This window comes from Streptomyces pilosus, assembly GCF_014649835.1.
Taxonomy (GTDB): domain Bacteria; phylum Actinomycetota; class Actinomycetes; order Streptomycetales; family Streptomycetaceae; genus Streptomyces; species Streptomyces pilosus.
This window is the reverse complement of sequence record NZ_BMTU01000019.1, coordinates 12,914-34,973: the sequence shown is the minus strand read 5'-3', so window position 1 is coordinate 34,973 and position 22,060 is coordinate 12,914. Positions and strand designations below refer to the sequence as shown.

Below are 22,060 nucleotides of genomic sequence, written 5' to 3'. Positions count from 1 at the left end.
CAGCACCCGCTTCCCCGTACGACGGCTGCCCGGCCGTCACCAGACTTCCGGAAAGGGATACCGAGCCGATGTCCAACGAAGACAAGCTGGTCGACTACCTGAAGCGGGTGACGGCCGATCTCCAGGAGACCCGCAGGCGGCTCGCCGAGCGGGAGGCGGCCGACGAGGAGCCCATCGCCATCGTCGGCATGGCCTGCCGCTACCCCGGCGACGTCGCGTCCCCCGCCGATCTGTGGAACCTGGTCGACCAGGGGACGGACGCGGTGACGGAACTGCCGCACGACCGCGGCTGGGACATCGAGAGGATCAAGGAGAAGAGCTACTCGGTCGAAGCCGGCTTCGTGCACGACGCCCCCTTGTTCGACGCGGCGTTCTTCGGCATCTCGCCCCGCGAGGCCGTGGCGATGGACCCCCAGCAGCGGCTTCTGCTGGAGACCTCCTGGGAGCTGTTCGAGCACGCGGGCCTGGACGTCACCGCGTTCCGGGGCAGCCGGACCGGGGTCTTCGTCGGCATCGTCGAGGAGAGCTACCTCGGGCTCAACGCCCCCGAGGAGTTCGAGGGCTACCTCATGACCAGCAAGCTCAGCAGTGTCGCCTCCGGCCGGATCTCCTACACCTACGGCTTCGAAGGTCCCGCGGTGTCCCTCGACACCGCCTGCTCCTCGTCCCTCGTCGCGATGCACTCGGCGATCCGGTCGCTGCGGTCCGGCGAGTCGACCCTCGCCGTCGCCGGAGGCGTGACGGTCAGCTGCGACCCCGGCGGCCTGATCGACTTCGCCCGGCAGCGCGGTCTCGCCGCCGACGGGCGGTGCAAGTCGTTCGCGGCGGCGGCCGACGGCACCGCCTGGTCGGAGGGCGCGGGTCTGGTGCTGCTGGAGCGGTTGTCGGACGCGCGGCGTCTCGGGCACCGCGTGCTGGCGGTGGTGCGGGGTTCGGCGGTGAACCAGGACGGTGCCTCGAACGGTCTGACGGCGCCGAACGGTCCGTCGCAGGAGCGGGTGATCCGGGAGGCGCTCGCCAGTGCGGGGCTGTCCTACGCGGACGTGGACGCGGTGGAGGCGCACGGGACGGGCACGCGGCTGGGCGACCCGATCGAGGCGCAGGCGCTGCTGGCCACCTATGGGCAGCAGCGCCGGGACGGGCGTCCGCTGTACCTGGGGTCGCTGAAGTCGAACATCGGACACAGCGTCGCCGCCGCCGGGGTCGGTGGTGTGATCAAGATGGTGGAGGCGATCCGGCGCGGGGTGCTGCCTAAGACACTGCACGTGGACGCCCCGACCCCGCAGGTCGACTGGGAGTCCGGCGCGGTGGAACTGCTCACCGAGGCCAGGCCCTGGCCGGAGACGGGGGCGCCGCGCCGGGCCGCCGTCTCCTCCTTCGGCGTGAGCGGGACGAACGCCCACGTGGTGCTGGAAGAGGCCCCGCGGGAGGCCGTCGACGCACCGGTGCCCGAGGCCGCCGACGCCGGCCCGCCGGTGGTGCCGTGGGTGGTCTCGGGGCGCTCGGCGGACGGACTGCGGGGGCAGGCGGCGCGGCTGCTGACGGCCGTCGGCGCCGAGCCGGCGCCGGCTCCGCCGGACGTGGCCCGGTCACTGGTGTCGAGCCGTGCGGTCTTCGAGGACCGTGCGGTCGTCATCGGCGGTTCGCGCGACGAACTGCTCTCCGGCCTGGACGCGTTGGCGCACGGCCGGTCCGCACCGGGCGTCGTGCGGGGCACCGCGACCGGCACCGCGGGCCGCGCGGTGTTCGTGCTGCCCGGTCAGGGCACGCAGTGGGCGGGCATGGCGGTGGACCTGCTCGACTCCTCACCGGCGTTCGCCGAGCGGCTGGGCGCGTGCGGCCGGGCGCTCGCCGCGTTCGTGGACTGGGACCTGGAGGGCGTGCTCCGCCGGACGCCGGGAGCGCCGACGCTGGAGCGGGTCGACGTCGTGCAGCCGGTGTCCTGGGCGGTGATGGTGTCGCTGGCGGCGCTGTGGCGTTCCCACGGCGTGGAACCGGCGGCGGTGGTGGGCCACTCGCAGGGTGAGATCGCGGCCGCGTGCGTGGCCGGCGCGCTGTCCCTGACCGACGGGGCCCGCGTGGTGGCGCTGAGGTCACAGGCGATCGCCGCGGGCCTGGCCGGCGGGGGCGGGATGGTGTCCGTGGCACAGACGCCCGCGGACGTCGAGGCCCGGCTGGCCCGGTATCCGGGCCGGCTGGAGATCGCGGCGCTGAACGGCCCCGCCTCCGTCGTGGTGGCGGGCGACACGGACGCGCTGGAGGAGTTCCTCGCGGAGTGCGGGGCCGCGGGCCTGCGGGCACGGCGGATCGCGGTGGACTACGCCTCGCACACCTGGCACGTGGAGCGGATCGAGGACGAACTGGCCCGCCTCCTCGCCGACGTGCGGCCGAGGACGTCCGACGTGCCGTTCTTCTCCACGATGACCGGCGAGTGGCTGGACACCTCCACGATGGACGCCGGGTACTGGTACCGGAACCTGCGCCGGACGGTGCGCTTCCACTCCGCCGTCGAACGGCTGGCCGCCGAGGGCTTCGGGACGTTCATCGAGGTCAGCGCGCACCCCGTGCTGTCCATGAGCGTCCAGGAAACGCTGGAGAGCGCGGCACGGCCGGACATCCCGGTCGTGGTGACGGGGACCCTGCGCCGCGACGAGGGCGGCCTCGGCCGGTTCCTCACCTCGCTGGCCGAGGTGTGGGTGCGGGGCGTGGACGTCGACTGGACCGCTGCCCTCGCCGGTGCGGGCGGCCGCCGGGTGGACCTGCCGACCTACGCCTTCCAGCGCAAGCGGTACTGGCTCGACGAACAGGCCGTGGCCGGGGACGCGGCGAGCCTCGGCCTGTCCGGCGCGGGTCACGCCCTCCTGGGCGCCGCGGTGCCGGTCGCGGACGGGGACGAGGTCCTCCTGACGGGGCGGATGTCCCGGCTCACCCACCCGTGGCTCGCCGGCCACACCGTGCACGGCCGTGACGTCGTGCCGTCCTCGGTGTTCGTCGAACTCGCCGTCCGGGCGGGCGACGAGACGGGCTGCACCGTGCTGGAGGAGCTGTCCCTCACCACCCCGCTGGTCCTGCCGGAGACGGGCGGACTGCAGATCCAGGTCCGCGTCGGCGCGTCCGACGAGACCGGCCGCCGCACCGTCACGGTCTCGGCGCGCACCGACGCCGCCGACACGCTGTGGACGGTCCACGCGTCGGGCCTGCTGGGCGTGGCCGCCTCGGCCGACGGGACCGGCATCCCGGAATGGCCGCCGCCCGGCGCACAGGGCATCGCCCTCGGCGACGGGACCGCGGACGGGGCCGGATCAGCCGGCACCGGGCAGGCGCCGGCCCTCCCGGGCTGCACCGCGGCCTGGCGCTCCGGCGACACCCTGTACGCGGAGGTGAGCCTGCCCGAATCGCTGCGGGGTGGCTGCGCGTACTTCGGACTGCATCCGGTGCTGCTGGACATGGCCGCCCGGGTCACGGGCCTGGCCGGGGAACCGGTGGGCGTCCCCCTGCCGATCGCCGCCGACTGGGAAGGGGTGCGCCTGCACGCCACCGGGGCCGCCGCCCTGCGCGTGCGGCTCGACCGGGTCGCGGACGGCTTCACCCTGCTGGCGGCGGACCGTGCCGGACGCCCCGTCCTCAGCGCCGAGTGGGTCAGGCCGCGCGCACTGACCGCGCAGACCCTCGGCACGGCACTCAAGCAGGGCTACGACGCCTTGTTCGAGACGGCCTGGCAGCCGCTGCGCGGCACGCGGGAGGACACGGGCGGCCTGCGCTGGGGCCTTCTCGGTGACGGCGGGGACCGCATCGTCCCCGGGGCCCGGCGTTTCGACGGCGTACCCGCCGTCGTGGCCGCCGGGGAACCGGTGGACGCGGTGCTGCTCGACCGCACCGGCTCCCCCGAGCCGGCGTCCGGAGCGGCGTTCCCCGGCGCGGTGCGGGCGGCGACGCACCGCTTGCTGGAACTGCTGAAGGAGTGGCTGGCGGAGGAGCGGCTCGCCGGCGTCCGGCTCGTCGTGGCGACCCGGGGGGCGATGAGCCCGCGGGGAGAGGGGGCGGCGGATCCGGGGGCCGCCGCGCTGTGGGGGCTGCTGCGCTCGGCACAGTCGGAGGCACCCGGCCGGATCGTGCTGGTGGACCTCGACGGCGACCCGCGTTCCGCCGCCGCGCTGCCGGCCGTCCTCGCCTCCCAGGAACCGCAGACGGCCGTACGGAACGGGGACGTCCTCGTCCCCGGACTGCGCCGGGTCGCGCCGTCCGCCGTCACGGGGGCGGGCCTCGCCCGCAACCGGTGGAACCCCGACGGCACGGTCCTCGTGACCGGTGGCACCGGGTCCCTGGGTGCGCTGTTCGCCCGGCGGCTGGTCGTCGAGCACGGCGTGGCACGGCTGCTGCTGGTGAGCCGGCGCGGGCCGGACGCCCCCGGGGCGGACGCGTTGCGCCGGGAACTGGCCGGGCTCGGCGCCGAGGTGGAGATCGCGGCGTGCGACATCGCCGACCGGGAGGCACTGGCGGAGCTGCTGGCCGGCGTGCCCGCCGACCGTCCGCTGACCGGGGTCGTGCACACGGCCGGTGTCCTGGACGACGGGCTGGTGCAGGACCAGACGCCCGAGCGGCTCGACACGGTCATGCGCCCCAAGGTCGACGCGGCATGGCACCTGCACGAGCTCACCCGTGACCTCGACCTGACGGCGTTCGTCCTGTTCTCCTCCGTCGCCGGTGTGATCGGAGGCGCGGGACAGTCCAACTACGCGGCCGCCAACGTGTTCCTCGACGCCCTGGCCGAGCACCGTGCCGCCGCGGGGCTCGCCGCCACCTCCGTGGCGTGGGGCGTGTGGACCCAGGACAGCGGCATGACCGGCCATCTGGACGAGGCGGACCTCGCCCGCATCGCCAGGGGCGGCTTCCGCCCGATCGGGCAGGAACAGGGCCAGGCCATGCTGGACACCGCGCTGCGGCTGGGGACACCCGCCCTGGTGGGCATGCCGCTCGACGCGGGAACCCTGCGCGAACGTCCCGCACAGGTGCCGGCCGTGCTGCGGGGACTGCTGCGCACACCGGTGCGCCGCTCGGCCCAGAACGTCGACAACGGCTTCGACACGCTGCTCGGACGGCTGACCGCGCTCGACGAGAAGGAGCAGTCGCGCCGGGTGCTCGAGCTGGTCCTGGCGGAGACGGCCACCGTGCTCGGGCACACGAGCACCGACGGCCTCCGGCCGGCCCAGCGGTTCTCGGAGCTGGGCTTCGACTCCCTCACCTCGGTCGAACTGCGCAACCAGCTGGCCGGCACCACCGGCTGCCGGCTCCCGGCCACGGTGGTCTTCGACCGGCCCACACCGGCCGAGCTGGCGGACTTCCTGCGGACCGTGCTGCTGGAGAGGCTCGGGGAGCAGGTGGCCGCCCCGCGCGACGAGGTGGACTTCGAGGCCGAGATCGAGCTGCCCGCCGACATCGTGCCCGCGGCCGAGGTGTCGTACGAGGTGGTGGACCCGGAGGAGGTGCTGCTGACGGGCGCCACCGGCTTCCTCGGCGCCTTCGTGCTCCGTGACCTGATGCGCTCGGGACGCGGCACGGTGCACTGCCTCGTCCGCGGCGCCGACGAGGAGGCCGCGCGGGCACGGCTCAGGGCGGGCCTGGAGTGGTACCGGGTGTGGGACGACATCGACCCGGACCGCCTCTCCGTGGTCGTCGGCGACCTCGCCGAGCCGCTGCTGGGCCTCGACGAGGGGACCTTCGACACCCTGGCGCGGCGCGTGGACGCCGTCTACCACGTCGGGGCGACCGTCAACTGGCTGTATCCGTACACGCGGCTGAAGGCGGCCAACGTGTCCGGCACCGTGGAGGTGCTGCGGCTGGCCGCACGTCACCGCTCGGTTCCGGTCCACTACGTGTCGACGACGGGTGTCTTCGCCGGCGGTGAGTCCGGCGGCGGGCCGCGCAGGCCGGAGGACCCGACCGCGCCCGTCGAGCTGCAGCCCACCGGCTACGTGCAGAGCAAGTGGGTGGCCGAGCGGATCGTGGGCCTCGCCGCGGAGCGGGGGCTGCCGGTGACCGTGCACCGGGCCGATGTCGTCTCGGGCGACCAGTCCGAGGGGGCCTGCCAGACCGCTGACTTCGTGTGGCTCAGCCTCAAGGGCCTGGTGCAGGCCGGCGCGGCTCCCGAAGGCCTGGGCGGCGCCGTCCACTTCGTGCCGGTCGACTACGTCAGCGCGGCGATCGTCGCCCTGTCGCGGAAGAAGGAGGCGTCCGGGCAGATCTTCCATCTGTTCAACCAGAGCGGGGTGAGCTACCGCGACTGCGTCGAGTACCTGCGGGCGTACGGGTACGCGATCGACGAGCTGGACCGCGACAGCTGGCGCTCCGCCGTGCAGGCCGACCGCGACAACGCCATGCTGCCGCTCTTCGACGCCTTCGAGGCGATCGCGCTGGGCGGCGACGGGGCCTCCCCGGGCATCGACACGGCCTCCACGGAGGCGGCGCTGGCCGGCACCGGTGTCGAGTGCCCTCCGCTCACGGAGGAGCTCTTCCGGAAGTACGTCGACTTCTTCGTAGGGACCGGCCATTTCCCCGCGCCCGGGCACCGTTGAGGTGCCGAGGCGGCTCGGGCGGGCCCTCGCCCGGGCCGCGCTGCCCGAGCACGTCTGCCCGGGCCTCCCTCCGGGGGAGGCCCGGGCGTCGCTAGGGCGTCCGCGGCGGCTCGTACTCGAGGTGGTGCATGGCGCACAGCTCCCTGAGGTTCTCCTCGAAGACCGGCTCCAGGTCCGAGTAGGCGAAATCCAGCTGATGGAGGACTTCCATGCACAGCAGCCCGTAGAGCCTGATCCAGCTCGTCAGGAACTGGTGCAGCGCCTCGGGAGGCAGCGGGCTGTCGGTCCGGGACGCGTACTCGAGGATCTGCTCCTGCAACGAGGGGGCGAGGTCCTCGAAGGGCGTGGCCGGGTGGGGGTTCCTCTCCCAGATGTCGGCGAACTGGTCGAGGAAGACCTTCTCGAACTGCTGCCCGGCGCGCAGCCGCGGCGACTCCGCGTCGCGGCGGGTCGCGGCGTCGACCGGGCTGGCGAACATCCAGCTGAACTCACCCGGGTGGGTGATGGCCCAGGTCCGCATCGCGCGACAGGTGGCGGTCAGCCGTCTGCCGGGGTGCTCCGGCGGACAGGCGTCCCGCGCCGTCTGCATGGTCGTCGTCAGCTCCTGGTAGAAGTCCGCGATCAGGGCCTCGACCAGGGCGTCGTGGCTCGGGTAGTAGCGGTACACGGCGGGTCCGCTCATGCCCATCTCACGGGCCACGGCGTTGACCGTCACGCTCGCCCGCCCGTGCTCACGCAGGAGCTGGCGTGCCGTGCTGCGGATCTCCAGCAGGGTGGCCTGCCGGCGCTTCTGCACACGGCTGCTTGCCGTCTGCTGCGGCATCTTCTGTCCTCACTTTCGGGTCATTGACATGGTAGGCAACCTATGGTTTGTTAGTGGCAGTAATCTAAGTCAGCGCATCAAACATTAATGAGCAAGCGACGCATAGTCCACAGGTGCGGTGTGCGGGAGGCCGAGGTGTCAGAGGGTCGGGCGGGACGGAAGGCCGAGATGCCGGCCCGCCGCCACTGGTCACGTCCGGAGCCCCTGCCGGGCGGCGGCGGCGCGGGGCGCCCCGGTCGGGCGGACGGGCGGCGCGCCGGGGAGGCAGGCCGCCGCGGACCGCGCCGTGCGGCGGCGGAGCGACCGGACATGCCCCTCGCACCACGTGACCACGAGAAGGAGTCCTCATGCCGGACGGCACGGTGAAGCCCGCGCGGCGCCCGTCACTCAATCCCCTCGAACACCTCTTCGCCAAGCAGCGTCTGGACGGGGTGGTCACGGAGACGGGCTCAGTGACCCCGACGATGAAGCGCATCAGGATCTCCGCCGACGGGCTGGGCGGGACGGCCGTACCTCCGGGGCGGCACATCCGGATCCAGATCAACGACCCCCTGTCGTTGTACGGAATCCTGCGCCCGGGCGAGACCCTCCGTACCTACTCGGTCTGGGACCAGTCGGCTGACGGCCGGGAAGTTGAAATCCGAGCGCATCTGTATGACGGCGAGGGTATCGGACTGCGCTGGGCCCGTGATGTCCAGGTCGGTCAAGAGGTCTCATTCTGGGGCCCCTTGGGAGATTTCGACCTGAGGGCGGACGCTCCGTACCACGTGTTCGTCGGTGAGGAGACCGCGTCCGCCGCGTTCGGCCCCATGATCAGGGCGCTCGGGCCCGAGGCGCGGGTGTACGGGGTACTGGAGAGCGAGACCCCCGACGACGAGGTGCCCGTGCCGGGGCCGCACGTCCTGCGGCGCGCGCACCGCAAGGGGACGTCGGCCGTCTCCTCGCAGGCCCTGCTCGGCGCGGTGTCGGAGCTGGAGCTTCCCGAGGAGATCGGCATGGCGTACGTCGCGGGCGAGGCGCGTACCTGCCAGGCGGTCCGGGACCACCTCGTCCACGTGCGGAAGTGGCCCCGCACGCAGATCAAGGTCAAGCCCTTCTGGACACCCGGCAAGAAGGGACTTCACCACTGAGCCCGGGGGACGGGCGCGCCGCGGTCCGTCCCCGGCCCTCCTGTCGTCGCGCGTAGAACCAGGCGGTCAGGGTGTGCCGAGGCCGGAGAGCGGCAGGTGCGCGGATGCGGCGGGAGGGTGCGCCGGCCTGCGGTGGGACGGGTTCGGCGGATCGATGGAGAGGGTGGTGCAGTGCGGTGACCCGCCGCCCCAGTCCGGACGCCGGTCGAAAAGCCAGGGGCGCGCCGCGGCCACGATGAACAGGGAGGCCCGCGCCGCCTCACCGCTCACGCGGCCGACGAAGTCCAGCAGGGCGCCGTCCGCCTCGTGCAGATCGTCGACGAACATGACCAGGGGGCAGTCCCGCGCGATGCCCGTCAGGGGGTTGCGGCCGGATTTCAGCGACTGCGTCAGATCGAGCTCCACCGTCTCGTTCCCGTACGGATCGAAGAGCGGGCTCCTGCGCAGGAGGAACCGCTGGGAAGCACCGGCCGGCCGCCACTCCCGGTCCCGGCCGGAGGGCACCAGGAACCAGGTGGCCACCGGCTGCCCCATGGTGCGCCGCTCGAACTCCTTGAGCAGCCTGCTCTTGCCGCTGCCGGATTTCCCGACGACCGTGACGACGTGGGGGGTCTCGCGGCGCCGCACGCGCTCCAGCATGCCCCTGAGGAAGTCGAGTTCGATCTCCCGGTCCACCACACCCGCCGCCGGCGGCGGGTGCTCGGCACGCGAGGGCGTCCGGTTCACCTGCCAGGCCTGCGGAGTGTCGCCGACGGAGGCGAAGCAGTACGTCGAGGCGGTCAGGTGCCGGGTGTTCCCGCAGACCCGGACCTCCCCCGCGGAGGCCTGGGACAGCAGGGACTGGCATTCGTCGAGGAGGGCTCCGTTCACCGAGCGGACCGAGTCCGAGCCGTCGGCTTCGTAGCGCAGCAGCGCCTCGCCCGTGCACACCGCGGCGTGGACCGCCGCCTGGCCGGCGCGCGGTGCGGAACGGTCGAACGGAGTGACCGTGGGGGCCAGGTGGAACTCGTCCCGGACGGCGAGGGCGGCGCGGACCGCCCGTCCGGCATGGTCGTGACCCCCGGGCCCGGAGCCGAACACGGCCAGCTGCGTGGACCCGATGGCACTGATCACCGATCCGCCCTGCTCCTCCACGAGGTCCCGGACGCGGCCGGTCAGGCGGTCGTGCAGTTCGTCGGTGGGCTTCGGCCGGCCGTCGCCCGGGGACGACGCGAGCCCGGTCCTGAGTAACAGCACGCTCACCGGGCGGCGTCGGCTCTCCGAAGCGGTGCGCTGGGGCGGTACGCGTACGCGTCGCGGGGCGTGCGTGTCGGGGACGAGGTCCGTGCCCCGCTCCGGGCGCCCGTGCACCGCGTCCCGGTGGGTCCCGGGCCGGTCGGGGGCGGCGACGGCGACCGCCCGGGGCGGTGCGGGCCGCGCCGGTGCGGCGTCCTGCGCCGGGCCGGCGTCCCTCCGTACCAGGGTGAGCACCGGTGACGGCAGCTCGGGCGGTGACAGCTTGGAGTCCTGGGTCAGGATGGCCTGCTGGAGGGACTGCAGCTCACGCCGCGGCTCCAGGCCGAGGTTCTCGATCAGCGCGGCGCGGACCCGGCTGTAGACGTTCAGCGCGTCGGCCTGCCGTCCGCACCGGTACAGCGCCAGCATCAACTGGCCGCACAGACGCTCGCGCAGGGGCTGGGCCTCGACCATCGCCTCCAGGGCCCCGAGCGCGGACTGATGCCGCCCGCACCGGAGCTCGGCCTCGAAGAAGTCCTCCATGGCGCCGAGCCGGGCCTTCTCCGCCGCTTCGAGCTCGGGCCAGTTGATCCCGCTCTCGACGAGGTCGGACATGGCCTGGCCCTGCCACAGGGACAGCGCGTCGCGCAGGGTGACCGCGGCCTGCGCGGGGGAGCCGGACTCGAGGGCGGCGCGCCCCTCCTGGGTCCGGCGGTGGAAGAGATGCAGGTCGACCTGGTCGCGTTCCACTCGCAGGACGTATCCGGGGGCCTTCGTGAGCAGGAGGCCGCTCTCACGGTCGGTGCTGCCGGCCGCGAGGGATCCGCGAAGCCCCCATACGGCGTTCTGGAGGATCTTGCGGGCCGTCGTCGGCTGGGTCCCGTCGGGCCACAGGGCGCCGAGGAGTTCTCGGGTGGGGACCACGCGATTGGCGTTCAGCAGCAGGTACCCCAGCGTGGCACGCTGCTTGGTCCCGCCCAGGGCGATGGGCCGGCTGCCGTCGAGGACTTCCATCGGCCCGAGTACGCGAAACCACATGACTGCTCCTCAATTGACTGAATCCGTATCAGCAGATTGGTGTCTCTGTTGAGCATTCGGTTCTTGTGGTCCGGGCGAACGCCGGTGCCTGCCCGTGGCCGGCCCCGCCCTTTCGGCCGCGCGTGACGGCAGCCCGAAGGCGGGCATCCAGGAGGTCTCGGGCCGCAGGCTCGTGCCGGACCGCGGAGAGGTCCGCCCTCGCGATGGGCGGGTCCGCTGAGGGTTAGTGGGCGGAGCTGTGGATTCCGCGTCCCGTGCGCAGCGGGCTCCCGGCGTCAGTGACGGGTGGAGCGGGCTGCGGGGCGACGAGTGGCGCTGGAACGGCTGATGCGCGGGCTTGGTGCAAGGCGGTGTCTCCCCGTGTGTCACCCGCCGCTGCCCGAAGGCGGAAGCGGTACCCCGTGTGTGACAGTTCACCGGCCCCGCGGCGGTCTGGTCCTCAAGGCCCGGTAGGGTCACTCTAACCATCGTGAGGGCCTAAAACAAGTGTGACTATTATTGCCGGTCTGTGGTATCCGGTCCCGCTCGGGGCTCCGGCCGGGGTGTTCCGGACGGCGGAACGCACGGTGGGCGGCGGAGAGTCGCCGGGGGATTCGCAGGAGCCCGCCTCCAGACCTTTGCCACATCCGTCCCGGATCCACACTTCGCCGCTGTCACGGGAGGAAGGGGGAGGGATCGGAGGGCCACTCGGGCGTGGGTGACGGCCGGGGCGGCGGGCCGGTGCCCGGCCGTTTCCCCGAGCGGACGACGCCGCGACCGGCGGACGCGGTCCCAGGGGCGCGCGCCGTACGGGACGCCCGGGCGACACGGCGACGGCGCCGGGCCCAGGCCCGACGCCGCGCAGCGCACCGCCCGGGCTCACGAGGGTGCGGCCCGCTTCGCGAGCGGGGCCGGCACCGTCGGCCCGGACGGCGGGGGGAGGGTGCAGTTCACGCCGGAACGGCGGACGGCACCAGGGGGAGGCGCTCCCGCGGCACGAGGGGGAGGCGCTCCCGCGGCACCGGAGGACGAGCGCGGTCCGGGAGCGGACCGAGGGGCGCCGGTCACCGCCGCGCACCGGCGTCCGCGGCCCTCCCGGGCGGACCGCGGGGCAGGCCTGGGGCCGCCGCCACCGTGCCGGTAGGGGCCGGCAGGCGCGCGCGGACGAGTCCGGTCGTCACGGCGGCCGCCGGCCCCCGGGGCGGCTGCTGCCGGGGCTCACTTCGCCCACGGGTGCGGCACCCCCGGCCGATCACCCGGCCGGGGGGAGCGGGCAGTCCTTTCCCGAGCGGTCAGCGGGTGCCGACGAGTTCGCGCACCAGCAGCGACGTCAAACGCGCCGCGACGGCGGCCACGGTCAGCGCCGGCGGCACACCGGTGCCGGGCAGCAGCGACCCGTCCACCACGTAGAGGCCGGGGTGGCCCCCGACCCGTCCCGCGTCGTCGGTCACGGTGCCGAGCGGCACGCCGCCGACCACGTTGCCGCCGGTGGTGCCGATCCGGCTGAACGCCGTACGGCTGCCCGGATTCGCCTCGTTGAGCCGGTCGAGGGTGTGGGTGATGGCCGACTGCGCCCGGGCCAGGGCAGGATCGCCGGCCGGCCAGTGCAGGACGACGTCGTCCTTCTCCTGGTCGTAGCGGAAGGTACCCAGCGCGGGTGCCGGCACCGCTCCGATGGTGGTGATCCAGCCCTCCTCCGCCGGGGCGTCCGGCCAGGGGAAGTTGAGCAGGGACACCGGGCCGAGCGGGTTGTCCTCCCAGTCCCGCGCGAAGATCGCCGCGGGACCGCCCTGCCGGGGGTTGTTCTCCGCCATGCCCGTACGGGCCGTGATGACCTCGCTGTTGCCGACGCGGGTGCCGAGCGCGTGGTGCAGGGCGGGCAGTGCGCCGCTCTCCCTGGCGCGCAGCAGCAGCCGGTTGGTGCCCAGGGTGCCGGCGGCCAGCACGAGCCGGGTGGTGGTGATCCGGTGCAGGGACCGCACGGTTCCCCGCTCGTCGATCGACTCGTAGTCGACGTGGAAGCCGTCGCCGTCGCCGCCGGCCGGGCGCACGGCGGTCACCACGCTGAGCGGCCGCACGGTGATGTGCCCCGACGCCTCGGCGCGGGCCAGCAGCGTGCGGTCGAGGCTGCGCTGGGCGCCGCTGTTCACGCCGAAGACGTTCAGCCCGTCGATCTGGGAACGCACCCGGGTGCCGGCCATCTCCTCGCGGACCACGTCCCAGTCCACCGCCAGGTCGACCTTCTCCCACGGGATCCCGGCCTTGTCCAGCTGATCGGCGAACGAGCGCGCGGACCGGTAGAACCCGGACTCGTAGACGTCGTCCGGTATCGGGGAGCAGCCGATCAGCTCCCGCGCCTCGGGGTACCACCGTCCGCTCATCTCGCGGTGGTCCAGCACATCGCCCAGGGTCCGCCGGAACAGAGCGGCCGAGGGCTCGCACATCGTGCCGTTGGACGCCAGTGAGGCCCCGCCCACGCCCGTGCCGGCGAGGACGTTCATGCCGCTGCCCTCGACGAACTCCAGCACACCCGTGTAGACGTCGAGCTTCGCGTCCGTCAGCGGTGACGTCTCGCTGAGCCACGCGGCACGCCCGTCGGGCGCGGTCTGGGTCGCGAACGTGTCACCCGCGTCGGTGACGGGCCAGCGGCGGCCCCGTTCCAGCACGACGGCGTCGATCCCCGCCTCCGCCAGCCCGAGGGCGGCGATCGAACCTCCGTAACCGCTGCCGACGATCACCACGTCGGCCCGGTGCTGCTGCCTCTCCACTGAGCGGTCTCCCTGCGTCGTTCGTCCCGGACTGTCGGATGCGCGGAACCTCCCGGACGACGGTGGAGGCTCACAGCGAGGCCGCCGCAGAGCCGGTGATCCGGCGGCCGCGCGGGACCCGGAGACGGGCCCGTCAACTCCAACGGCCGCCGGACGGCGGTTTCGTGACCGCTGTCCGGCGACCGTGTGCGGTGGGCGCGCTGGACCGAAGGGCACGGATCGCGTTCCTTCGGCCGTGTCCCCAGTGTGGGAATCCGGGCTGGGAAGCAGATGGGGGCCCGCTGGAGCGTCACCACAGGGCGCTTCCCGGACCGAGACCGATCCTCCAGGGCGTGCTGCCAGGGTGCGGCTGTCACGCCGTTCCGTCCCCGTCCCAGGAGGCAGCCGTGCACCCGACCACCCCGTCCCCGGCTCCCGCACCGCGCGGTGTCGCGCTGCTGTTCCCCGGCCAGGGAGCCCAACAGCCGCTCATGGCCGTGGGCCTGTACCACGGACACCCGCCGTTCCGCCGCCTCGTGGACGAGGTGTTCGAGGTGTGGGGCGCCGAGGGCGCCGCGCTGCGCGCCGACTGGCTCTCGGGCTCTCCGGCCGCGAACCCGGACGGGGTGAGCCGTGCCCAGCCCCTGCTGTTCGCCGTCGACTGGGCCCTGGGCCGCATGGTGCTCGACTGGGGGGTGCGCCCCGCGGCTCTGCTCGGCCACAGCGTCGGCGAGGTCGCGGCGGCCACCCTGGCCGGTGTCTTCACCCTGGAGGAGGCGGCCGGGCTGATGGCCGACCGGGTGGCGCACATCGAGTCCGCGCCGGCCGGCGGCATGCTCGCCGTGCAGGCCACGGCCGCCGAGATGACGCCCTACCTGCACGACGACGTGGTCGTCGGCGCCGTCAACGCGCCCCGCCAGGTCGTCCTGGCCGGTTCCGAGGCCCCGCTCGCCGTGTCGGAGGCCCGGCTGCGCGCGGCGGGCTTTACCTGCCGCAGGACCCGCGCCCTCAGCCCCTTCCACAGTCCGGCACTCGCTCCCGCCGCACTGGCGGCACTGCCCGCGCTGTCCCGGCTGCCCCTGCGTGCACCGGGGCTTCCGCTGCACTCGGCCTACACGCCCGGACCGCTCACCCCGGCCCAGGCGGCCGACCCGCGGTTCTGGGCCGGTCAGCCGGCCGCGCCCGTGCTCTTCGGCCCCGCGCTCGACGCGCTGCTCGGCACCGGAGAGCTGCTGCTGCTGGAGGCCGGACCCGGGCAGGGACTCACCGCCCTGGCCAAGCGGCATCCGGCGGTGGGCGCCGGCGGCTCCGCCGCCCAGGGGCTGCTGCCCGCGCGCGCCCGGGGCGACGCCACGGACCTGCGCACGCTCCGCACGGCGGTCGAACGGCTGCTGGCCGGCGGGTGGCTGGCGCACGACCCGCTGCCGGCACCGGCGGGCACTGTCCGCACGAGGCCCAGCACGCAACCAGAGGCACACCAGCCCGCCTCCAGGCAGGACTGCGAGCGTGACAGGCCGGGGCCGGTCACCGGACCCCGCCGACTGTGAGTGAGGATGTCATGGAGCGTCGCATCGTCATTACGGGGATCGGTGCAGTGGCCCCCGGCAAGCCGGGCGCCAAGGAGTACTGGGAGCTGATCTCGAACGGCCGCACGGCCACGCGCACGATCTCGTCCTTCGATCCTGCGCCCTACCGGTCCCGGGTCGCCGCCGAATGCGACTTCGACCCCTTCACCGCCGGACTGGGCCGCCAGGAGGTCCGGCGCATGGACCGGGCCACCCAGTTCGCCGTCGCCGCCGCCCGCGAGGCCGTCGCCGACAGCGGGCTCGACCTGCCCGCGGACGACCCCGCCACCGTCGGGGTGTCCCTCGGCAACGCCGTGGGCTGCACGACGAGCATGGAGCGGGAGTACGCCGTCCTCAGCAACGAGGGCGCCGACTGGCTCGTCGACCACCGTTACGCCGTACCGCACCTCTACGACCACTTCGTGCCGAGCTCCATCGCGGCCGAACTGGCGCGCCTCGTGGGGGCACAGGGCCCCGTGGCGCTCGTCTCGGACGGCTGCACCTCGGGCCTCGACGCGATCGGCCACGGCGCGGACCTGATCCGCGAGGGCAGCGTGGACGTCGTGATCAGCGGCGGTACCGACGCCCCGATCTCACCCATCACCCTCGCCTGCTTCGACGCCATCAAGGCGACCACGCCCCGCAACGACGACCCGGAGCACGCCTCGCGCCCGTTCGACGCGACACGCAACGGGCTGGTGCTGGGCGAAGGGGCAGCCGTGCTGGTGCTGGAGGAGCTGGAGCACGCCAGGCGGCGCGGTGCCCAGATCTACGCCGAGGTCGCCGGTGTCGGTACCCGCTGCAACGCCTACCACATGACCGGACTGAGGTCCGACGGGACGGAGATGGCCGACGCGATCACGCAGGCCCTCACCGAGGCCCGCCTCACGCCCGAGTCGGTCGACTACGTCAACGCCCACGGATCGAGCACCAAGCAGAACGACCGGCACGAGACCGCCGCCTTCAAGACGGCACTGGGGCGGCACGCCTACGACGTGCCGATCAGCTCGGTGAAGTCGATGATCGGGCACTCGCTGGGCGCGATCGGCGCGCTCGAACTGGTCGCCTGCGTGCTCGCCATGCGCGAGGGACTCGTCCCGCCGACCGCCAACCTCCACGAACCCGACCCGGTCTGCGACCTGGACTACGTACCGCTGCGGGCCAGGGAGGCCCGGGTCGACAACGTGCTGAGCGTCGGCAGCGGGTTCGGCGGCTTCCAGACGGCCGTCGTCCTCGCCCGTCCCGAGCGGGAGGCGGCATGAGCGCCGACGGCGGGGTGCGCACCGTGGTCACCGGGGTCGGTGTGGCCGCGCCCAACGGGATCGGTGCCGAGGCCTACTGGGCGGCGACGCTGGCGGGCCGCAGCGGCATCGCCCCGACCACCCGTTACGACGCCGCCGGCTACCCGCTGCGACTGGCCGGGGAGGTACCGGCCTTCGACCCCGAGCAGCACATCCCGAGCCGCCTCATCCCGCAGACCGACCACGGCACCAGGCTCTCCCTGTACGCGGCCGACGAGGCGCTGCGCGACAGCGCGCTCGACCCCGCCCGGCTCGCCCCGTACGGCATGGGGGTGGCCACCGCCTCGTCGATGGGCGGGTTCGAGTTCGGGCAGCGTGAGCTGCAGAACCTGTGGAGCAAGGGCGGGCGCTTCGTCAGCGCCTACCAGTCCTTCGCCTGGTTCTACGCCGTGAACACCGGGCAGATCTCCATCCGGCACGGCCTGAAGGGCTCCAGCAACACCGTGGTGACCGACGCGGCCGGCGGCCTCGACGCGCTGGGGAACGCACGGCGGCAGATCCGCAAGGGAACCACCGCGATGCTCAGCGGCGGCGTCGACGGCGCGCTGTGCCCGCTCGGCGTCGCCGGGCAGCTCAGCTCCGGCGCGATGAGCACCGGCGACCGGGCGGACCGCGCGTTCCTGCCGTTCGCCGACGACGCCCCCGGGCAGGTGCCGGGTGAGGGCGGGGCGTTCCTGGTGCTGGAGGACGCCGCGAGCGCACAGCGGCGCGGCGCCCGTGACTACGGCGAACTCGCGGGCTACGCGGCGACGTTCGACCCCGGCCCGCCGCCGCCCGGCGGGGCCGCCACCGGCCTGGTGCGGGCGATCCGGGGGGCGCTGCGGGACGCCGGCATGGCCGCGGCGGACGTGGACGTGGTGTTCGCGGACGCCGCCGGTGTGCCGGACCTCGACCGGGCGGAGTCCCAGGCGCTCGGTGAGGTGTTCGGGCCGGGCGGTGTCCCGGTGACCGCGCCCAAGAGCATGACGGGCCGGCTCTTCGCGGGCGGGGCGTCGCTGGACCTGGCCACCGCGCTGCTCGCCCTGCGGGACGGCGTGATCCCGCACACCGCGAACGTCTCGCGCCCCGGCAAGGGGCATCCGATCGACCTCGTCACCCGGGAGCCGCGTGAGGCGGACCTGCGCAGCGCGCTGGTCGTGGCCCGCGGGCGCGGCGGGTTCAACGCCGCCGCCGTCGTACGACGGGACGTCTGAGGACGCGACGCACGCCCCTCCCGCCTTCCACGCCCACCCACGCCGAAAGGACATCTCATGAGTGACGCCCGTGCGACCGTGACCGAACTGACCGTGGAGGACCTCACCCGCATCATGCGGGAGTCCGCGGGCGAGGACGAGTCGATCGACCTGGACGGTGACATCCTCGACTCCGCCTTCACCGACCTCGGTTACGACTCCCTCGCCCTGCTGGAGACCACCGGGCGGATCGCCCGCGACTACGGTGTCGAGCTGAGCGACGACATCCTCGACGGCATCGAGACGCCGCGGGAGTTCCTGACGGCCGTCAACCAGTCGCTGGCCGCCGCGTAGTCACCGGTCCCGGAACCGGAACCGGAACCCGGAGACGGGCGGGCGGGGCACACCGCACCAGGTGTGCCCCGCCCGCCCGTCTCCCCGGCCCGGCCGCCCCCCGTCAGCGGGGCACGGCCGTCCCGCCGCACCGGTCGGCCGCCTCCTCCAGGACCCGGGCCAGCAGCCGCGTGGCGTTGCGGTGCAGGGGGAAGTCGGTCCCGGGCGGCATGATGCCGCTCTCCTCCAGCAGCCGGGTCACCCGTGCGGTGAGCACACAGAACCGGAACGCGGCGAAGACCTCGTAGTACTCCAGGTCCCGTACGGCATGCCCGGTGAGCCGCTCGTAGTGGCGCACCGTCTCGGCACGGCCGGGGAGCCCGGCGAGCCGCACCGCGCCGATTCCCTCGCTCAGGTGGCGGTCCAGGTGCAGGAACCAGGCGAGGTCCGACTCGGGCCTGCCCAGGGCGGCCATCTCCCAGTCCAGGACGGCGGCCGGGGTCTCCCCGTCGTAGACGATGTTGCCGAGCCGGGCGTCCCCCCACAGCAGCCGGGGCGGGGCGGGCTCCTCGGGCCGGTGCTCGTGCAGCCACGCCAGGGCCGTCGTCGCGGTCCGGTTGCCGTCCGCGCCGTAGAAGGGCAGGAACCGCGTGTACTCGGCCAGCTGCTGCGTGAGGTGGCCGGTGCCGTACCGCGGCCGGTCGAGGAAGCCGAGGCCCAGCGCGTCCGGGTCGAGCCGGTGGATCGCGGCGAGCATCTCGACACCGCCGAGCCAGACGGCCCGGCGGCGGTGCGGCGGCAGTGCGGCCAGCCATCCCTCCCGGTGGTACGAGGGGAGGTCCGCGGGCACCCTGCCCTCGATGCGGCGCATCACCAGGAACGGCGCCCCCAGCACCGAGGGATCCGGTTCGTGCCCCAGCAGGGGGGCCACGGGGACGTCCGTGCCGTCGAGGACCTCCAGCAGCCTGACCTGGTCCGCCCAGCGGTCGTCGGGGTGGACACGGTGCCCGGTGGGGGCCACCCGGACGGCCAGGGGCTCCCTGCGGGGCGGCCCGCTCCCGGTCCACTCGGCGTCGCACATGAGGATCTCTCCGGAGAATCCCGCGGCGCCGGGCACCCGGACCGGTCCGACCTCCACCTCGCCGGCCCGGGGTGAGCGGGCCGCCAGCCAGGCGGCCAGCGCCCGACGGGTCTGTTCGGGGTCGCGTTGCACGGGAACGGGCACGGACGTCCTCCTCGAGCGGTCGGCAGACGGCCGCCCGGACCACGGCGCGCGGCCCGGGCGGACACCGAGTCTCGCCGGGGCCCCTGGCACCCGGGTCGAGCGGCGCTGGAGCGGAGGTCGCCGGTTCCGCGCGCCGGGTGCCTCCAGCCGGGCTCCCTCGCCCCGCCACCGCGGCCCAGCAGCATCGTGCTCCCGGATCGCACGGGCTCTTCTTCCCGACCGGAACCCAGGAGGAGCGATGAAGTTGCAGGGCAGGACCGCCGTGGTCACCGGCGGAACGCGTGGTCTGGGCAGGGCCGTCGCGCAGGCACTGGCCGACGAGGGCGCCATCGTGGTCGCCGCGGCCCGGGACATGAGCCCGGACCCCCCGGACCAGGGCGGCCGGATCGTCCACGTCAAGGCCGACGTCACGGTGCCCCAGTCGGTGGCCTCACTGATGCGCACCACCCACGAGCGGTACGGCGGCCCGCACATCGTGGTCGCCAACGCCGGAGTGAGCAGACCGGGCCCGGTGTCGGTGCTGGCCGCCGAGGACTGGGACGCGGTGATCGGCACCAACCTGACCGGTGTGTTCCACACGGTCAGGGAGGCGGTGCCGTACCTCGGGCAGGCCGGGGCGGGCCGGGTCATCACCGTGTCGTCGCTGCTCGGACGTCGCGCCATGCCCGGAGCCGCCGCGTACTGCGCCTCCAAGGCAGCCGTCGAGCGGTTCACGGAGGTCTGCGCGCTGGAGCTGGCGCCCCGGGGCATCACGGTGAACTGCCTGGCGCCCGGTTTCATCCAGGAGGGCCAGGGCCGGGCCCTGATGGCCAACGAGACGCTCTGGTCCCGGCTGCAGGGCACCATGGCCACGGGCCGGCCGGGCACGGGGGACGAAGTCGCCCGCGCCGCCGTGTTCCTGGCCTCCACGGAGAGCAGCTACGTGAACGGCGCGGTGCTGCCGGTCGACGGCGGCGTGCGCTGGTGACTCCCGCTGGCGCCGGTCCGCGCCGCCGTGCGCGGCCGGTGACCGGCCCGCCGGGGGCACCGCATCCTCCCCCCGTGCCCTGAGCGGCGCCCGGGCCGCGCTGCTCCGGCACCCCTTCTTCCCGGTATCCCATCGCGACGACACCTCGGAGGCGACAGCCACGTGCACGCACTCACCACTCAGGCAGACGGCGGTACCCGGGTACGGCCGACAGCGGTTCCCGAGCCCGAACCGCGCCACGACCAGGCCGTCGTGGAGGTCCGGGCGGTCTCCGTGAACCGCGGCGACCTCTCCCTGCTCGGCATGCTGCCGCCGGGCTCACGGCTCGGTTTCGACGTGACCGGCACCGTGGTCCGTGCCGCGGCCGACGGCAGCGGGCCGCCGGCCGGCACCCGGGTGGCCGGCGTGGCCGACCGGGACGGCTGGAGCGAGCGGGTCGCCCTGTCGACAGCCCGGCTCGCCCCGCTCCCGGACGGCGTCGGGTGGACCGACGCGGCAGCCGTCCCGGTGGCGGGTCTCACCGCGCTGTACGCCCTGCGGCAGGCCGGATCCGTCCTGGGCCGCGCGGTCCTGGTGACGGGCGCCAGCGGTGGTGTCGGCCGGATCGCGGTCCAGCTGGCCCGGGCCGCCGGGGCCGAGGTGCACGCCTGGGCCGGTTCCCCGGAGCGGCTCAAGGGCCTGACCGGGCTGGGCGCCGCCGGCACCTCCACCTACGAGGCGGGGCCCGGGGCGACGCCGCCGGTGCACGTCCTCGTGGACAGCGTCGGCGGCGAGGTGCTGCGGAGCGCGTACCAACTGGTACGACAGCGGGGCGTCGTCGTCTGCTACGGCAACACCACGCGCTCCGACCTGTCCCTGCCCTTCGACTGGGGCAACGCCCGCCCCGGCGTGCGGATCCGCTACCTGCACCTGTTCGACGAGATGCCGCGCAGGACCGTCGGGGACGATCTCGCGCTGCTGCTGCGGCTCGTCGCGGAGAAGGCTCTGGACCCGCAGGTCGCGCTGGTCGGCGAGTGGTCGGACCCGGAGCCCGTCCTGCGCAGCGTCGGAGACCGGCAGGTCAACGGCAAGGCCGTCCTGGTGCGGTGACCCGGGCCGCGGTGCGGTGGTGACGACCCCGGGGGCGCGACGGCGCGGCCCCGGGGTTCCGGCCGTGAACGGCCGCCCGGCGCGGGGGCGTCCCGTGCCGCACCGGCGCTCCGGCCGCCGGCGGATCACGCCGCGGACGGCCGTACGTGCGGACCGGTGCCGGACGCACCGGGGGATTGCGCGTCCGGCACCGGAGTTCTGACGGGCGGCCGCCGCGGTCAGGAGACGGCCTTGCCCTTCCAGGGCGAGTTGCGCTCGTACCGGGGCCGCCACACCGCGCGGTACACCAGGCGCAGCGGCGGCGGGACCCGGTCGAGCACGGTGCGTCGGTCGGCCCGGGAGAACCCGTCGAGCAGCCAGGGGAAGAACGTCGCCGCTCCCTTGATGCCGACCTGGCTGCGCTGCTCCGTCACGAAGGCGTCCCACTCGGCCGCCGTCAGTTCGCTCTCCAGCAGCGGCAGGGCCTGGGCCTCCTCGTGATCGAGGTGGTCGGTCAGACAGGCGGCGACGTCCGCCATGAGGGCCGGCAGCGCCCGTTCGCCTCCCGCCTCGCCGAGCGCCGCGTCGACCTTCTCCACGGCCCCGTCGAGCTGGGCGTGTTCGGCCTCCATGGCCTGCAGCATGGTCAGCGCCTGCGGCCTGTCGGCCAGTTTGGCGCGCAGCACGGGCCACAGCGAGTGGTCCTCGGCGACGTGGTGGATCGTCAGGTAGGACCTGAAGAGCTGCCACCCCCGGCGGAAGGCGGGGACGTCGTCGTGCTGGGCCGCCTCCAGCAGGCGCAGATCCCGCCGGAAGGCGCGGTGGATCGCGTACATCATCGTCAGGTCGACGGGGGGTGCGCTTCCGGTCTGCGCTCGGGCGTTCACCGCGTACTCCTCCTGGTGGTCATGTGTCCGTACGGCGT

At 74.1% G+C, this 22,060-nt stretch carries 13 protein-coding genes; 8 read left to right on the top strand and 5 right to left on the bottom strand.

Annotation, left to right across the window (positions count from 1 at the left end; all coding sequences use genetic code 11):
* Positions 1-68 precede the first annotated feature (68 nt).
* Positions 69-6,572: a type I polyketide synthase gene (locus tag IE118_RS31120; RefSeq protein ID WP_189561447.1), complete on the top strand. Its 6,504-nt coding sequence runs from the start codon at positions 69-71 to the stop codon at positions 6,570-6,572.
* Between the two features lie 91 nt (positions 6,573-6,663).
* On the opposite strand, the gene IE118_RS31115 is transcribed toward IE118_RS31120, so the two are convergent.
* Complete coding sequence (locus tag IE118_RS31115; RefSeq protein WP_189561446.1) at positions 6,664-7,395, bottom strand: TetR/AcrR family transcriptional regulator; 732 nt, start codon at positions 7,393-7,395, stop codon at positions 6,664-6,666.
* A gap of 347 nt (positions 7,396-7,742) precedes the next feature.
* Here IE118_RS31115 and IE118_RS31110 point away from each other — a divergent pair, with 347 nt between their 5' ends.
* Positions 7,743-8,525, top strand: coding sequence for a siderophore-interacting protein (locus IE118_RS31110; RefSeq protein WP_189561445.1), 783 nt, complete (start codon positions 7,743-7,745; stop codon positions 8,523-8,525).
* Between the two features lie 66 nt (positions 8,526-8,591).
* On the opposite strand, the gene IE118_RS31105 is transcribed toward IE118_RS31110, so the two are convergent.
* Together IE118_RS31105 and IE118_RS31100 are read right to left on the bottom strand one after the other, a co-directional pair.
* Complete coding sequence (locus IE118_RS31105) at positions 8,592-10,778, bottom strand: ATP-binding protein (protein WP_189561444.1); 2,187 nt, start codon at positions 10,776-10,778, stop codon at positions 8,592-8,594.
* A gap of 1,271 nt (positions 10,779-12,049) precedes the next feature.
* Positions 12,050-13,525, bottom strand: a complete 1,476-nt coding sequence (locus IE118_RS31100) for a GMC oxidoreductase (RefSeq protein ID WP_189561443.1) — start codon at positions 13,523-13,525, stop codon at positions 12,050-12,052.
* 386 nt (positions 13,526-13,911) lie between these two features.
* Here IE118_RS31100 and IE118_RS31095 point away from each other — a divergent pair, with 386 nt between their 5' ends.
* From IE118_RS31095 to IE118_RS31080, 4 genes are read left to right on the top strand one after another with little or no spacing between them, the layout of a single operon-like run.
* A complete protein-coding gene (locus IE118_RS31095; RefSeq protein WP_229847027.1) occupies positions 13,912-15,051 on the top strand; it encodes an acyltransferase domain-containing protein in 1,140 nt (379 codons plus the stop codon).
* Between the two features lie 11 nt (positions 15,052-15,062).
* A complete protein-coding gene (locus IE118_RS31090) occupies positions 15,063-16,331 on the top strand; it encodes a beta-ketoacyl-[acyl-carrier-protein] synthase family protein (RefSeq protein ID WP_189561441.1) in 1,269 nt (422 codons plus the stop codon).
* Positions 16,328-17,563, top strand: a complete 1,236-nt coding sequence (locus IE118_RS31085) for a ketosynthase chain-length factor (RefSeq protein WP_189561440.1) — start codon at positions 16,328-16,330, stop codon at positions 17,561-17,563. Before IE118_RS31090 ends, IE118_RS31085 begins: the two co-directional genes overlap by 4 nt.
* A gap of 57 nt (positions 17,564-17,620) precedes the next feature.
* Positions 17,621-17,896, top strand: coding sequence for an acyl carrier protein (locus tag IE118_RS31080; protein ID WP_189561439.1), 276 nt, complete (start codon positions 17,621-17,623; stop codon positions 17,894-17,896).
* Between the two features lie 103 nt (positions 17,897-17,999).
* Here IE118_RS31080 and IE118_RS31075 read toward each other — a convergent pair whose 3' ends face one another.
* A complete protein-coding gene (locus IE118_RS31075) occupies positions 18,000-19,100 on the bottom strand; it encodes a phosphotransferase family protein (protein ID WP_189561438.1) in 1,101 nt (366 codons plus the stop codon).
* 238 nt (positions 19,101-19,338) lie between these two features.
* Here IE118_RS31075 and IE118_RS31070 point away from each other — a divergent pair, with 238 nt between their 5' ends.
* On the top strand, positions 19,339-20,067 hold the full coding sequence (locus IE118_RS31070; protein ID WP_189561437.1) for an SDR family NAD(P)-dependent oxidoreductase: 729 nt from the start codon (positions 19,339-19,341) through the stop codon (positions 20,065-20,067).
* A 162-nt stretch (positions 20,068-20,229) separates the two neighbouring features.
* On the top strand, positions 20,230-21,156 hold the full coding sequence (locus tag IE118_RS31065; protein ID WP_229847026.1) for a zinc-binding dehydrogenase: 927 nt from the start codon (positions 20,230-20,232) through the stop codon (positions 21,154-21,156).
* A 218-nt stretch (positions 21,157-21,374) separates the two neighbouring features.
* Here IE118_RS31065 and IE118_RS31060 read toward each other — a convergent pair whose 3' ends face one another.
* The gene (locus tag IE118_RS31060; RefSeq protein ID WP_189561436.1) at positions 21,375-22,022 is read right to left on the bottom strand and encodes a hemerythrin domain-containing protein; all 648 of its coding nucleotides are present in this window, start codon (positions 22,020-22,022) and stop codon (positions 21,375-21,377) included.
* Positions 22,023-22,060 lie beyond the last annotated feature (38 nt).